This is a genomic window from Streptomyces sp. NPDC029041, from assembly GCF_040637515.1.
Lineage (GTDB): Bacteria > Actinomycetota > Actinomycetes > Streptomycetales > Streptomycetaceae > Streptomyces.
The window spans coordinates 16,086-30,564 of the sequence record NZ_JBEZWO010000008.1 but is presented as its reverse complement, the minus strand read 5'-3'; the positions used below and the strand labels follow the sequence as shown (position 1 = coordinate 30,564).

General features: G+C 67.4%; 12 protein-coding genes. 8 read left to right on the top strand and 4 right to left on the bottom strand.

The window, feature by feature from the left end; translation table 11 throughout:
- The first annotated feature begins 364 nt into the window (after nt 1-364).
- Together AB0F04_RS21405 and AB0F04_RS21400 are read left to right on the top strand one after the other, a co-directional pair.
- Nucleotides 365-3,010: a transglycosylase domain-containing protein gene (locus AB0F04_RS21405; protein WP_362043558.1), complete on the top strand. Its 2,646-nt coding sequence runs from the start codon at nt 365-367 to the stop codon at nt 3,008-3,010.
- 143 nt (nt 3,011-3,153) lie between these two features.
- Nucleotides 3,154-4,668, top strand: a complete 1,515-nt coding sequence (locus AB0F04_RS21400) for a glycosyltransferase 87 family protein (RefSeq protein WP_362043557.1) — start codon at nt 3,154-3,156, stop codon at nt 4,666-4,668.
- A 103-nt stretch (nt 4,669-4,771) separates the two neighbouring features.
- On the opposite strand, the gene AB0F04_RS21395 is transcribed toward AB0F04_RS21400, so the two are convergent.
- From AB0F04_RS21395 to AB0F04_RS21385, 3 genes are all read right to left on the bottom strand, one after another.
- A complete protein-coding gene (locus tag AB0F04_RS21395) occupies nt 4,772-5,803 on the bottom strand; it encodes an alanine racemase (protein ID WP_053670130.1) in 1,032 nt (343 codons plus the stop codon).
- 81 nt (nt 5,804-5,884) lie between these two features.
- Nucleotides 5,885-7,006, bottom strand: a complete 1,122-nt coding sequence (gene femX, locus AB0F04_RS21390; RefSeq protein WP_031137685.1) for a peptidoglycan bridge formation glycyltransferase FemX — start codon at nt 7,004-7,006, stop codon at nt 5,885-5,887.
- A gap of 169 nt (nt 7,007-7,175) precedes the next feature.
- Entirely contained in the window at nt 7,176-7,481 is a 306-nt protein-coding gene (locus AB0F04_RS21385) for a hypothetical protein (RefSeq protein WP_362043556.1), read from the bottom strand.
- A 263-nt stretch (nt 7,482-7,744) separates the two neighbouring features.
- Between AB0F04_RS21385 and rpsF the strand changes: the two genes are divergently transcribed.
- The 4 genes from rpsF to rplI all read left to right on the top strand — a co-directional run bounded on the left by rpsF (nt 7,745) and on the right by rplI (nt 9,447).
- Nucleotides 7,745-8,035, top strand: a complete 291-nt coding sequence (gene rpsF / locus AB0F04_RS21380) for a 30S ribosomal protein S6 (RefSeq protein WP_030847098.1) — start codon at nt 7,745-7,747, stop codon at nt 8,033-8,035.
- Between the two features lie 71 nt (nt 8,036-8,106).
- Entirely contained in the window at nt 8,107-8,700 is a 594-nt protein-coding gene (locus AB0F04_RS21375) for a single-stranded DNA-binding protein (RefSeq protein ID WP_351631814.1), read from the top strand.
- 45 nt (nt 8,701-8,745) lie between these two features.
- On the top strand, nt 8,746-8,982 hold the full coding sequence (rpsR, locus tag AB0F04_RS21370; RefSeq protein ID WP_003949403.1) for a 30S ribosomal protein S18: 237 nt from the start codon (nt 8,746-8,748) through the stop codon (nt 8,980-8,982).
- A gap of 18 nt (nt 8,983-9,000) precedes the next feature.
- Nucleotides 9,001-9,447 (top strand): 50S ribosomal protein L9, encoded by a 447-nt coding sequence (rplI, locus tag AB0F04_RS21365; RefSeq protein WP_033309881.1) that lies wholly within the window; start codon nt 9,001-9,003, stop codon nt 9,445-9,447.
- Between the two features lie 168 nt (nt 9,448-9,615).
- On the opposite strand, the gene AB0F04_RS21360 is transcribed toward rplI, so the two are convergent.
- Complete coding sequence (locus AB0F04_RS21360) at nt 9,616-10,953, bottom strand: MATE family efflux transporter (RefSeq protein WP_362043555.1); 1,338 nt, start codon at nt 10,951-10,953, stop codon at nt 9,616-9,618.
- A 460-nt stretch (nt 10,954-11,413) separates the two neighbouring features.
- On the opposite strand from AB0F04_RS21360, the gene dnaB reads away from it, so the two are divergent.
- Nucleotides 11,414-12,895, top strand: a complete 1,482-nt coding sequence (dnaB, locus tag AB0F04_RS21355; RefSeq protein ID WP_362043554.1) for a replicative DNA helicase — start codon at nt 11,414-11,416, stop codon at nt 12,893-12,895.
- Between the two features lie 69 nt (nt 12,896-12,964).
- A complete protein-coding gene (locus tag AB0F04_RS21350) occupies nt 12,965-14,350 on the top strand; it encodes a serine hydrolase domain-containing protein (protein ID WP_362043553.1) in 1,386 nt (461 codons plus the stop codon).
- Nucleotides 14,351-14,479 lie beyond the last annotated feature (129 nt).

The following is a 14,479-nucleotide window of genomic DNA, read 5'->3' as shown; positions in this document are numbered from 1 at the left end:
GATGTGTCGGGCCGATGTGTCGAGCTGATGTATCGAGTCGATACATCACGACGATAGAACGGCCTTCCGGATGCGACAAGAGGGGGGTGGGTGAACGGGATCACATCACCGATTGATCCGACGTGAGTTGCCTGATTTGAGGTGAAGTTCGGGGCTCGACAGGTTTTGGCGGTGCGTAGTCTGTGCGCCATGCACATCACCGGGAACCGAGTGACGCCTGAGAGCGTCGTCGTCTTCGGTGTAGTACGGGTGCATGCGGGACCGATGAATGCGGAGCCGACCGCATCCGTACTTCGGGGGGACCGGAAACAAGCCGCCGTTTCCAGGCGCGCAGGGGTGCGCCTGCCCGAGGAGTAGTCGTTCGATGAGCGAGCACCGTCGCAAACCGCCGCAGCCGCAGGGAGGCGGACGTGCCGCGGCCCGACGCGGTCAGTCCGGCCCGGCCTCCGGCCGCCGCGCGGCACCGCGAGGCGCCACCGGGTCTCCGTCCGACTCCTATGGGTCGTACGACTCGGGGGGTGAGGAGCGTCAGTACGGCGGCCGAGCCGAGGCCCGCCGTGCGGCGCAGAGAAGTACGGGTGGCAGCCGCCGCAGAGCGGCCGAGCCGGTCCGTGGCGGCCGGCGCGCCGCCCCCGGTGGGCCGAACGGGCCCGGACGGGGCAGAGGACGCGCGGCCGCCGTCCCCGACAAGAAGCGGCTGATCGACTATCCGCGAGCCGGCAAGTACGGCTGGCAGCGCTGGATGCCGTCCTGGAAGCTCGTCAGCGGACTCTGCATCGCCTTCTTCGGCAGCCTGGTGGCCGTGGCGGGCATCGGCTACGCCATGGTGGGCGTCCCCAACGAGGAGAACGCTGCGGCGCGGTCCCAGAACAACGTCTACCTCTGGTCCGACGGTACCCAGATGGTCGCGGCTGGCAGCGGTCAGAACCGGCAGAACGTCCCGCTCGCGAGGATCCCCAAGGAGATGGGGTGGGCGGTGATCTCGGCCGAGAACAAGAGCTTCTACAAGGACTCCGGTGTCGACCCCATGGGTATCGCCCGGGCCCTGGCGAACATGGCGCGGGGCGGCGACACGCAGGGTGGTTCGACGATCACCCAGCAGTTCGTCAAGAACACCTACCTGAGCCAGGAACAGACGGTCAGCCGTAAGTTCAAGGAGATGTTCATCTCGATCAAGGTGGGCACGAAGCTCTCCAAGGACGACATCCTCCAGGGATACCTGAACACCTCGTACTACGGCCGTGGCGCGTACGGCATCCAGGCTGCCGCCCAGGCCTACTACGGCAAGGAGGCCAAGGACCTCAAGCCGAGTGAGTGCGCCTTCCTCGCCGCCCTGCTCAAGGGCCCGACGTACTACGACCCCGCGGGCAACGAGAGCATCGACACGAACGCGAGCAAGGACAAGAACGAGAAGCGGTCCAGGGAGCGTTGGGCCTGGATCCTCGAGCAGATGCACAACGACAAGAGGATCACGGACGAGCAGTACCAGGAGGCGATCAAGAAGTACCCCATGCCCGACCCCCGCAAGGCCTCCAAGGGCATGACCGGCCAGATCGGGTATCTGGCGGAAACGGCCAAGAAGTACGTCCTGAACCACTCGAACATCTCCGAGAAGCAGTTCGACCTGGGCGGGTACCAGATCAAGACGACCTTCAAGAAGGCCAACGTCGAGGCATTGGCGAAGGCCGTCAAGAAGGTCGAGAAGGAGAAGCTCGACCCGGAGAACCGTGAGCTGGACAAGCACGTCCAGTTCGGCGCGGCGTCGGTGAAGCCGAACGACGGCGCGATCGTGGCGCTCTACGGTGGCGCGGGGTACGAGAACGGCCACTTCAACAACAATGCGGACACCGCGGGTGTCCCCGTCGGTTCGACGTGGAAGCCGTTCGTGCTGGCCGCCGCGATGGAGCACGGCACGTACCGGAGCAACGGCCCGCTCTCGCCGTTGAGCAAGTACAACGGCAACGACCACCTCAAGGTCAAGAACAACGACGGAAGCTACGTCCTGAAGAAGGACAACACTCCGTTCTTCCAGGAGAACGAGAGCGACTACCCCTGGGGCTACATCTCCTTGCGCAAGGCGATGGAGCAGTCCGTCAACACGCCGTTCGTGCAACTCGGCATGGACGTGGGGATGAAGAACGTGGCCGAGCTGGCCGAGAAGTCCGGCATCCTGAACAGCAGCTTCGCCGACCTCAACGCCTCATTCGCGCTCGGTACGTCGACGCCCAGCGCGATCCGCATGGCCGACGCCTACGCGACCTTCGCCGCAGCGGGCAAGCAGGCCGCCCCGTACTCGGTGACCAGCGTCAAGTTCAACGGTCAGGAGGTGGACGGCTTCAAACCTCCAAGGATCACGCGGGCGATGTCCGAGCAGGTGGCCCACAACGTCACGAACGTTCTGGAGAACGTCATCCAGAACGGTACGGGTAAGAACGCGCTCTCCCTGGGCCGCACGGCGGCCGGCAAGACAGGTACCACCGACGAGAACAAGTCGGCCTGGTTCGTCGGCTACACCCAGCAGCTGTCGACCTCCGTCGCGATGTTCCGTGAGGACCCCAAGAGCGCCAGGCTGCTCTCCATGAACGGCACGGCGGGTGAGAAGTCCATCCACGGTGGTGACGTCCCCACGCTGGTGTGGACCGAGTACATGAAGGCCGCGCTGAAGGGCGAGCCCGACCTCGGCTTCCCGGAGGCTGACGAGATCGGCAAGATCCAGGACGAGGCGGGCGCTCCGACGCCGACTCCGACGCCCAGCGTGGAGCCCAGCGAGACCGTGACCGAGTCGCCGAGCCCCACGCCGACCGAGAGCTCGTCTCCGTCCCCGTCACCGAGCGACACCTGCGGGTTCTTCGGGTGTGAGGAAGACGGTGGCGCGCAGAACGGCGGCACGGACAATGGAGGCACAGACGGAGGGGTCTCCCCCGAGCCCACCCCAACGGACACGAACCTGGATGGCGGCAACAGCAGAGGCAACGGCAACGGCGGCATCTTCGGAGGCCCCGAGGGATAGCCGGCTGACTGCCCGGCTTGGGTGTTTCACGTGAAACGCGAGGGTGTTTCACGTGAAACGCGAGGGTGTTTCACGTGAAACGAGGGCCGCCGCCCCCGTGAGGGGCGGCGGCCCTCGGCGTATTCCTGGACGCGTACGGCAGGATGTGCGGCATGCCCAGTGCAGAATCGACGCAAGCGAGCGTCCATGAGCGGGAGCCGGTGCGGCCGACCAAGGAGGACGAGGTCGCCGCGGCCGGCAGCGAGCTGATCGGCGGCCCGCTCGGGCGGCGTGCCCTGCTCGGGACGTCCTGGTGGGCGCCCGTGCGGGTGATCGCGCTGGTGGCGATCGGTATGTTCGCCCTCGGCCTGGTCCAGAAGGCGCCCTGCTACAACGGCGCCTGGTTCTTCGGCGCCAGCTCCCAGTACACGCACGCGTGCTACTCGGACATCCCGCACCTGTATCAGGGGCGCGGTTTCGCCGACGGGCTCGTGCCGTACTTCGACCGGCTCCCCGGCGACATGCAGTACCTGGAGTACCCGGTGCTCACCGGCGTCTTCATGGAGGTCGCCTCCTGGCTCACGCCCGGCAGTGGCGCCATCCAGGACCAGGAGCAGTGGTACTGGATGGTCAACGCCGGAATGCTCATGGTGTGCGCGGCCGTCATCGCCGTCTGCGTGACCCGCACCCACGCCCGGCGTCCCTGGGACGGCCTGCTCGTCGCCCTGGCGCCTGCCGCCGCGCTGACGGCGACCATCAACTGGGACCTCCTCGCGGTCGCCCTGACGGCCGCGGCGATGCTGATGTGGTCACGGGGACGCTCCCTCGCCTTCGGCGTCCTGCTGGGGCTTGCCACGGCCGCCAAGCTCTATCCCTTCCTGCTCCTCGGGCCGCTGATGGTGCTGTGCTGGCGCGCGGGCAGATGGCGCGAGTTCGGGACGGCTCTGGGCGGCGCGATCGTCGCCTGGGTCGTCGTGAACGGACCGGTGATGCTCTTCGCGTTCGAGGGCTGGTCGAAGTTCTACACGTTCAGCCAGGAGAGGGGCGTCGACTTCGGTTCCTTCTGGCTGATCATGGCCCAGAACTCTGACGACCCGCTCAGCACGGAGACCGTCAACACACTGGCGACGCTGCTGATGCTGCTGTGCTGTGCGGCCGTCGCGGCCCTCGCGCTGACCGCCCCGCGCCGCCCGCGGTTCGCTCAGCTCGCCTTCCTGATCGTCGCGGCGTTCATTCTCACCAACAAGGTCTACTCGCCGCAGTACGTCCTGTGGCTGGTCCCGCTGGCCGCTCTCGCCCGTCCGAAGTGGCGGGACTACCTGATCTGGCAGGCCTGTGAGGTGGCGTACTTCCTGGGGATCTGGCTGTACCTCGCGTACACGACCAGCGGAGAGGCCCACAAGGGTCTGCCCACTGACGGCTATCACTGGGCCATCGGCCTGCATCTGCTGGGGACGCTGTACCTCTGCGTGATGGTCGTGCGCGACATCTTCCTGCCGGAGCGGGATCCTGTGCGCCGGTCCGGTGACGACGATCCCTCGGGCGGAGTGCTCGACGGCGCCGGGGACGTTTTCGTCCTCGGTCCAGCGGCCCGCGCACGGCAGCACGAGACCGCCCAGTTCGACGGCGGGACACCGGTCGAGTGGGGAAGGCCTGGCGCAACGGGCGGTTCGCTCTGAGCGAACGGCGCGAGACGCCGTGGCCGGAAACGCCGAAGGCCGTACACGGGAAGCCGTGTACGGCCTTCTTGCTGTCTTACGCGGGACGGTGCGCCGGGTGGGGTCAGCGGTCGACGATCCGGTCGAACTGCGTGGTGGTGTGCCGCAGATGGGCCACCAGCTCCTCGCCGACCTTCGGCTCGGGCGCGTCCGCCGGGACGAACAGGATCGACACCTGCATGTGCGGCGGCTCCGCGAACCAGCGCTGCTTGCCGCCCCAGACGAACGGAGAAAGGTTCCGGTTCACCGTCGCGAGGCCGGCGCGGGCAACCCCCTTGGCGCGTGGCATGACGCCGTGCAGGGCCTTGGGGGCCTCCAGACCCACTCCGTGCGACGTACCGCCCGCCACGACCACCAGGAAGCCGTCGGAGGCCGCCTTCTGCTGCCGGTAGCCGAAGCGGTCGCCCTTGGCGACGCGTGTGACGTCCAGGACCGCGCCGCGGTACTCGGTGGCGTCGTGGTCCCCCAGCCACAGCCGCGTGCCGATGCGGGCCCGGAAGCGGGTCTGCGGGAACTGCTGCTGGAGCCGGGCGAGGTCCTCGGCCTTGAGGTGACTGACGAACATGGTGTGCAGGGGCAGCCGGGCGGCACGCAGCCGGTCCATCCAGCCGATGACCTCCTCGACGGCGTCCGAGCCGTCGGTGCGGTCCAGCGGGAGGTGGATGGCGAAGCCCTCCAGGCGGACGTTCTCGATGGCGGCGTGCAGCTGCGCCAAGTCCTGCTCGCTGATGCCGTGCCGCTTCATCGAGGACATCACCTCGATCACCACACGGGCGCCGACCAGGCCGTACACACCGTCTATCGAGGAGACGGAGCGGATGACCCGGTCCGGCAGCGGCACCGGCTCCTCGCCCCGCCGGTACGGCGTCAGCACCAGCAGGTCCCCACCGAACCAGTCCTTGATGCGGGCGGCCTCGTACGTGGTGCCGACGGCCAGGACGTCCGAACCCAGCCGCGTGGCCTCCTCCGCCAGCCGCTCGTGCCCGAAGCCGTAGCCGTTGCCCTTGCAGACCGGTACGAGACCCGGGAACTGCTCCTGCACGTGCTTGTGGTGCGCACGCCAGCGCGCGGTGTCGACGTAGAGCGTGAGCGCCATGGCCGGACCTGGAACCTTTCTCGTGGTGCCGTGTATCGGCGGTTTCCGTGTGTCAGAGGTATGGAAGCACTGAACGGGACATCAGCGACGCGACATGTAGATGTCGAGCGCCTTGTGCAGCAGCTTGTTCAGCGGGAAGTCCCACTCGCCGAGGTATTCGGCCGCCTGGCCGCCGGTACCCACCTTGAACTGGATCAGACCGAAGAGGTGGTCGGTCTCGTCCAGCGAGTCGGAGATGCCGCGCAGGTCGTAGACGGTGGCGCCGAGCGCGTAGGCGTCGCGCAGCATCCGCCACTGCATCGCGTTCGAGGGCCGCACCTCGCGGCCGATGTTGTCGGAGGCGCCGTAGGAGTACCAGACGTGCCCGCCGACGATCAGCATCGTCGCGGCGGACAGGTTCACGCCGTTGTGGCGGGCGAAGTACAGCCGCATGCGGTTGGGGTCCTCGGTGTTGAGGGCCGTCCACATGCGCTGGAAGTACGACAAGGGGCGCGGGCGGAAGTGGTCGCGCACGGCGGTGATCTCGTACAGCCGCTGCCACTCCTCGAGGTCCTGGTAGCCGCCCTGGACGACCTCGACGCCGGCCTTCTCGGCCTTCTTGATGTTGCGGCGCCACAGCTGGTTGAAGTTCTTGTGGACCTCTTCCAGGGAACGGTTCGCCAGCGGCACCTGGTACACGTAACGCGGCTGGACGTCACCGAAGCCGGCGCCGCCGTCCTCACCCTGCTGCCAGCCCATGCGGCGCAGCTTGTCGGCCACCTCGAAGGCGCGCGGCTCGATGTGGTCGGCCTCGATGTCACGCAGGCGCTTGACGTCCGGATTCTGGATGCCCTGCTTGATCGAGGGGGCCTCCCAGCGCCGGATGATCACCGGCGGGCCCATCTTCACGGAGAACGCGCCCTGCTGCTTCAGGTGCGCCAGCATCGGTTCGAGCCATTCCTGCAGATTCGGCGCGAACCAGTTGATGACCGGGCCCTCGGGCAGGTAGGCGAGGTAGCGCTTGATCTTGGGCAGCTGCCGGTAGAGGACCAGACCGGCACCGACCATCTCGCCCGTGCGGTCGTCGAACCAGCCGAGGTTCTCGGAGCGCCACTCCGCCTTGACGTCAGCCCAGGCCGGGACCTGCATGTGGCTCGCCGACGGCAGGCTCTGGATGTAGGCCAGATGCTGCTCGCGACTGATGGTCCTCAGGGTCAGGCTCATTTATGGGCGCTCCTCGGGCTGGTGTGTCCCCATGGGTACAGGGGCTCCGGCTCTCGCGCGAAGCCTACTGCGCCTTGGGAGCGCGCCGGTTGGGCGTACGGGTCCCGCGCCCCGGCCCGAGGCCGACCGGGGCGTGAGACCGGTCTTCGGATGGGGAGGTGTCCGGGCGTCAGCCGATGAGGCCGCCGTGCCCCATGCCCAGGAAGAACCCGACGCCCGAAGCGCCCAGGCCGAGGATGAGACCGAAGCGCTCCCGGGTCGTCTCCGAGATCCACTGGCCGTACGCACCCGTGAGGATGCCCACCAGGCCGGCCCAGGAGCTGAGTACATGCAGGTCTTCGTCGATGATCGCCGTGAGGAACGACAAGAGGCCCAGCACCAGGGTCACCGCCAGCAGGGCGTCCTGGAGGGGGTGGGGCTTGCCGTCCGTGGCGAAGAGGCCGCCGCCGGTGTTGGGTCGCAATGCCTGTGCCATAGGGCACCTCCTGCGAAAGTCGGCGCACCGTAGCGCCATACACACCCGATGTGTACAGATTGGCTGCCCTGGCGGCCGGATTTCAACCGCAAGCCGCTGTGCGGGTACTCTGTAGCGTCCGCACCGGTGTCTGCCCACGTCATGGCAGGGGCTTCTCCTCAGAACCCCGATTGTCAGTGGTGGCCGATACCGTTGCCTACGCATCACAACCCTCCTGCCACGGAACGACCGTGGCCGCTGAGTCCAAAGGAGGTGGGTTCCACATGCGTCACTACGAGGTGATGGTCATCCTCGACCCCGAGGTCGAGGAGCGCGCTGTCTCTCCGCTGATCGAGAACTTCCTCTCTGTCGTCCGTGACGGCGGCGGAAAGGTCGAGAAGGTCGACACCTGGGGCCGTCGTCGTCTCGCGTACGAGATCAAGAAGAAGCCCGAGGGCATCTACTCGGTCATCGACCTGCAGGCCGAGCCTGCGGTCGTCAAGGAGCTCGACCGCCAGATGAACCTGAACGAGTCGGTCCTCCGGACCAAGGTCCTCCGTCCCGAGACCCACTGAGCTTCCCAGCTCAGCTGATTCCGGGATTCGAGTAGCAAGCAGCCAGAGCAAACCCGCCGAGAGGTTCCCCCATGGCAGGCGAGACCGTCATCACGGTCGTCGGCAATCTTGTCGACGACCCCGAGCTGCGCTTCACCCCCTCCGGTGCGGCGGTCGCGAAGTTCCGTGTCGCGTCCACCCCCCGCACCTTCGACCGCCAGACGAACGAGTGGAAGGACGGCGAGAGCCTGTTCCTGACCTGCTCGGTCTGGCGACAGGCGGCGGAGAACGTCGCCGAGTCGCTCCAGCGAGGCATGCGCGTCATCGTGCAGGGCCGGCTGAAGCAGCGGTCCTACGAGGACCGTGAGGGTGTCAAGCGCACGGTCTACGAGCTGGACGTCGAGGAAGTCGGCGCCAGCCTGCGCAACGCCACGGCCAAGGTCACCAAGACCACCGGCCGTGGTGGACAGGGTGGCCAGGGTGGCTACGGCGGCGGTGGCGGCGCCCAGGGTGGCGGCGGCTGGGGCGGCGGCCCCGGTGGCGGCCAGCAGGGTGGCGGCGCTCCCGCCGACGACCCGTGGGCGACCGGCGCTCCCGCCGGTGGCAACCAGGGCGGTGGCGGCGGCTGGGGTGGAAACTCCGGCGGCGGCAGCGGCGGCGGCTACTCGGATGAGCCCCCCTTCTAGGGGCGGGTTCGCACTCACACTTCTTGATCACACAGGAGAAACACCATGGCTAAGCCGCCTGTGCGCAAGCCGAAGAAGAAGGTCTGCGCATTCTGCAAGGACAAGGTCACGTACGTGGACTACAAGGACACGAACATGCTGCGGAAGTTCATTTCCGACCGCGGCAAGATCCGTGCCCGCCGCGTGACCGGCAACTGCACGCAGCACCAGCGTGACGTCGCCACGGCCGTGAAGAACAGCCGTGAGATGGCGCTGCTGCCCTACACCTCCACCGCGCGATAAGGGAAGGGTGACCGACTCATGAAGATCATCCTCACCCACGAGGTCTCCGGCCTCGGTGCTGCGGGCGACGTCGTCGACGTCAAGGACGGTTACGCTCGCAACTACCTGATCCCGCGGAAGTTCGCCATCCGCTGGACCAAGGGCGGCGAGAAGGACGTCGAGCAGATCCGTCGTGCTCGCAAGATCCACGAGATCCAGACCATCGAGCAGGCCAACGCTGTGAAGGCCCAGCTCGAGGGCGTCAAGGTCCGTCTGGCCGTGCGCTCCGGCGACGCCGGTCGTCTCTTCGGTTCCGTCACCCCGGCCGACATCGCTTCCGCGATCAAGGCTTCCGGTGGCCCCGAGGTCGACAAGCGCCGCATCGAGCTCGGCTCGCCGATCAAGACGCTGGGCGCTCACGAGACGTCCGTGCGTCTGCACCCCGAGGTTGCCGCCAAGGTCAACATCGAGGTTGTCGCGGCCTGAGTGCCGCTCTGAAGTAGTAAGCGATGGGGCCGCACCCTCAGGGGTGCGGCCCCATTCGTGTCCTCTGTGCGCCGACCTGCCGGGTGGGCGCCTGTTTCACGTGAAACATCGCGTTCTGTGGAGCACTCCCTGTTTCACGTGAAACACATGCCGTTTCACGTGAAACGGTCAGCGGGTCGCGCCCGTCACGATCCAGCGGCCCGAGCGGGTGCGAAGCCAGAGGGTCAGCATCCGTACGGTCATCATCAGCGTCATCGTGGCCCAGAGGGCGGTGAGCCCACCGCCCAGTACCGGGACCAGCAGAGCGGCCGGCGTGAACACCACCAGGGTGAGCAGCATCGCCCAGGCGAGGTAAGGGCCGTCGCCGGCGCCCATCAGTACGCCGTCGAGGACGAAGACGATGCCGGAGATCGGCTGGGAGAGAGCGACGATGATCAGGGCGGGCAGCGCCACATCCGTGACGGCCGGGTCGCCGGTGAACAAGGGCAGGAAGGCCGGCCGGGCGAGAACCACCACGACGCCGAGGACGACGCCGACGGCGATACCCCACTCCACCATGCGGCGGCACGCCTCCCGGGCGCCCCGGGAGTCACCGGCACCGAGGTAGCGACCGATGATGGCCTGACCCGCGATGGCGATGGCGTCGAGGGCGAAGGCCAGCAGATTCCACAGGGAGAGGATGATCTGGTGGGCAGCGATGTCGGCATCTCCCAGACGGGCTGCGACCGCCGTGGCGATCATCAGGACCGCCCGCAGTGAGAGAGTACGCACCAGCAGGGGGACACCGGCTTGTGCGGAGGCCCTGATCCCGGCGGCATCCGGGCGCAGCGAGGCCCCGTGCTTGCGTGCCCCTCGCAGAACCACCATGAGGTAGACGGCGGCCATGCCGCACTGGGCGATGACGGTGCCCCACGCGGAACCGGCGATGCCCAGATCGGCACCGTAGACGAGCCCGACATTGAGGGCGCCGTTGGCGACGAAGCCCGCGATGGCGACATAGAGAGGGGTTCTGGTGTCCTGCAGTCCGCGCAGGACACCCGTCGCGGCCAGGACGATGAGCATGGCCGGTATGCCGAGTACGGAGATGCGCAGATAGGTGATCGCGTAAGGAGTTGCCGCGTCCGAGGCGCCGAAAAGGTCCACGAGGTGGGGTGCCGTCGGCAGAGCGGCGGCGACGACGGCAGCGCCGAGGAGCAGGGCCAGCCAGATACCGTCCATGCCCTGCCGGATGGCTGCTCGGAGGTCGCCCGCGCCGACACGACGGGCCACCGCGGCCGTTGTGGCGTAGGCCAGGAAGACGAAGACGCTGACGGCAGTCATCAGCAGGGCTGAGGCGATGCCCAGACCGGCGAGTTGGGCCGTGCCCAGGTGCCCCACGATGGCGGTGTCGGCCATGAGGAAGAGGGGCTCGGCGACGAGGGCACCGAAGGCAGGCAAGGCCAGCGTGATGATCTCTCGATCGTGCTGTCTCCGGCCGGAGGAGTGGCGCGCGGGGGCCTGTGTCATGTGCACTAATCTAATCGTCCACAGGTAAGAGATGCAAAGGACCTGAGGCCCTTACCCTTCGTCTCGGTGTGCGCACTGCTGTGCACTGTTCGAGGTGATCTTGCGCCGGTTGGGAAACTTTTTCTTCTGCACAGCCCGTGGACGGCAAAGGGGCAGGTCAGGGAGCTTTTCTGCCGGAGGGGCTCGGCTTGTTCACAGGCCTGTCCACCGGGTCGTGCACAGGTTTCGCGGGGTTCTCCACAGCATCTGGGCCGTCGTCCACATGGCCTGTGGATAACCAGATTGGCTGACGGTGCCGACGGGCCTACGGTAGTCCGGCGCCCGCTCCGTCCGCCGGTTTCCCAAACGCCACAAAACCGGCGCGAGCCAACCGGAGTTGGGCCTCTTATTTGTCAGTGCCGTGCCGTAGAAAAGAGGGGCACGGCTAGGTCTGCTTCGGCGGACGGGAGGAGGTCGCTCGGTGAGCATTTCCGAGCCCTTGGACGACCCGTGGGCCGACAGTGGTCCCAGTGATCGTCTGCCCGCTTCCCGCCGACGTGGTGACGGAGGCCGGGGCCGCGACGAGCAGCACGAGCGTGGCAGGGACAACGGCGCGTGGGACGGTGGATCGTCCCCGTCGTTCGAACGGGTACCGCCGCAGGACATCGACGCCGAGCAGTCCGTCCTCGGCGGCATGCTCCTGTCCAAGGACGCCATCGCCGACGTCGTCGAGATCCTCAAGGGCCACGACTTCTACAAGCCGGCCCACGAGACGATCTATCAGGCCGTCCTCGATGTCTATGCCAAGGGCGAGCCGGCCGACCCCATTACGATCGCCGCCGAGCTGACCAAGCGGGGCGAGATCAACAAGGTCGGCGGCGCCTCGTATCTGCACACCCTCGTCCAGACGGTGCCCACGGCGGCCAACGCGGCGTACTACGCGGAGATCGTTCATGAGCGGGCCGTCCTGCGCCGCCTGGTCGAGGCCGGTACGCGCATCACGCAGATGGGATACGCGGCCGACGACGATGTCGACGAGATCGTCAACCGCGCCCAGGCGGAGGTGTACGCGGTCACCGAGCAGCGCACCAGTGAGGACTACCTCCCGCTCGGCGACATCATGGAGGGCGCGCTCGACGAGATCGAGGCGATCGGCTCGCGCAGCGGCGAGATGACCGGTGTGCCGACCGGGTTCACGGACTTCGACTCGCTCACCAACGGCCTGCACCCGGGACAGATGATCGTCATCGCTGCCCGTCCCGCCATGGGCAAGTCGACGCTGGCCCTGGACTTCGCCCGGGCCGCGTCGATCAAGCACAACCTGCCGAGCGTCATCTTCTCCCTGGAGATGGGGCGCAACGAGATCGCGATGCGACTGCTGTCCGCGGAGGCCCGCGTCGCCCTTCACCACATGCGGTCCGGCACCATGACGGACGACGACTGGACGCGTCTGGCGCGTCGGATGCCCGAGGTGTCGTCCGCACCGCTCTACATCGACGACTCGCCGAACCTGTCGATGATGGAGATTCGTGCCAAGTGCCGTCGGCTGAAGCAGCGCAACGACATCAGGCTCGTGATCATCGACTATCTGCAACTGATGCAGGCCGGAGGCTCCAAGCGCTCCGAGAGCCGTCAGCAGGAGGTCTCGGACATGTCCCGGAACCTCAAGCTCCTGGCCAAGGAGCTGGAGGTTCCGGTGATCGCGCTCTCCCAGCTCAACCGTGGTCCCGAACAGCGCACGGACAAGAAGCCGATGGTGTCCGACCTGCGTGAGTCGGGCTCCATCGAGCAGGACGCCGACATGGTGATCCTTCTCCACCGCGAGGACGCCTATGAGAAGGAGTCACCGCGGGCGGGCGAGGCGGACATCATCGTGGGCAAGCACCGAAACGGTCCCACGGCGACGATCACGGTCGCCTTCCAGGGGCACTACTCACGGTTCGTGGACATGGCCCAGACCTGAGCCGACAGGCCTCACAGGCCGGCCCGAATGTGCTCGACGCGGGACTGGCCGACCGGGTGGACTGGGCCCATGACGACATCTCAGGAAGAGTTGCTCCCCGCCACCCGTCGTGCCTTGTTGCACCGGATCGCCGTCGCGCAGGCAGAGGGGCGGGCGCCCTCGCTCGTCGCGGCCGTCGTGCGCGACGGTGCGACGGTGTGGACGGGCGCACGGACCTCGGTGGAGGGCCACGCGCCGGACGAGAACGTGCAGTACCGGATCGGTTCGATCACCAAGACCTTCACGGCGGTTCTCGTACTACGGCTGCGCGACGAGGGCGCTCTGGACCTGGGTGATCCGCTCGAGAAGCATCTGCCGGGCACCGGCGTGGGGGAGGCGACCGTCGCCGAACTCCTCGCGCACTCAGGGGGACTGGCGGCCGAGACCCCGGGCCCGTGGTGGGAGCGGAGCCCCGGATCCCTGCGGCCCGAACTGGCCGACGTGCTGGGCGAACGGCCCCTGCTGACTCCGCCAGGCCGCCGGTTCCACTACTCGAACCCGGGCTACGCCGTGCTCGGCGCGCTCGTGGAGAAGCTCCGCGGGGCTTCCTGGGAGGACGTCCTTCGTCGTGAAGTGCTCGACCCTCTGGGTCTGCGGCGCACCAGTGTGCGGCCGCAGGCGCCTCACGCGGGTGGCTGGGCCGTGCATCCCTGGGCGGACGTGATGCTTCCCGAGCCCCTCGAGGATCTGGGGCTCATGGCGCCGGCCGGTCAACTCTGGGCGACGAGTGGTGATATGGCTCGGTTCGCGGCCTTCCTGCTCAACGGCGACGAGCGGGTGCTGAGCGCCGCTTCCTTGAGGGAGATGCGGACGCCGGCAGCGCCCCACGAGGCGGCGGATGTGGCGAGCGGTTACGCCTACTGCCTGGGCATGGAGATCCGGCAACGGAACGGGCGGTCCCTCGTCGGCCACACCGGGTCGCTGCCCGGCTTCCTCGCCTGCCTCATGATCAGCGTCGAGGACGATGTGGCAGCCATCGCCCTGGCCAATGCCACGTCAGGGCCACTGCTGTTCCCTGTTGCCGCCGATCTGGTCCGTATCGTCGCCGAGGCGGAGCCGCGTATCCCGGCACCGTGGAAGCCGCTCCGTGATGTCGATCAGTCGCTGCTGGAGCTGACGGGGCAGTGGTACTGGGGTACGCATGCCTTCGCTCTGCGTCTGACGTCCGAGGGGCTCGTGTCGCTGGGGCCGTTGACCGGCGGGGGCCGTCGCTCTCGGTTCCGTGCGAACGGTGACGGCACATGGACGGGGCTCGAGGGCTACTACGCCGGCGAGCTTCTGCAGGCCGTACGGCGGCCGGACGGGTCCGTGAGTCACCTGGACCTCGGCTCGTTCGTGTTCACGCGTCAGCCGTACGACGAGGGTGCTCCTGTACCGGGTGGGGTAGCCCCCGAGGGATGGCGCGGAATCGGTTAGCGCAGTGAGGTGTGGGCGTGCTGTTTCACGTGAAACAGCACGCCCACACCCCTGGGTAACAGCGTGATGATGTATCCCGGGTGTGTGGCCGTGAATAAAAGCCCGTAAAAGAAAGGGTGGGCGTCGGGG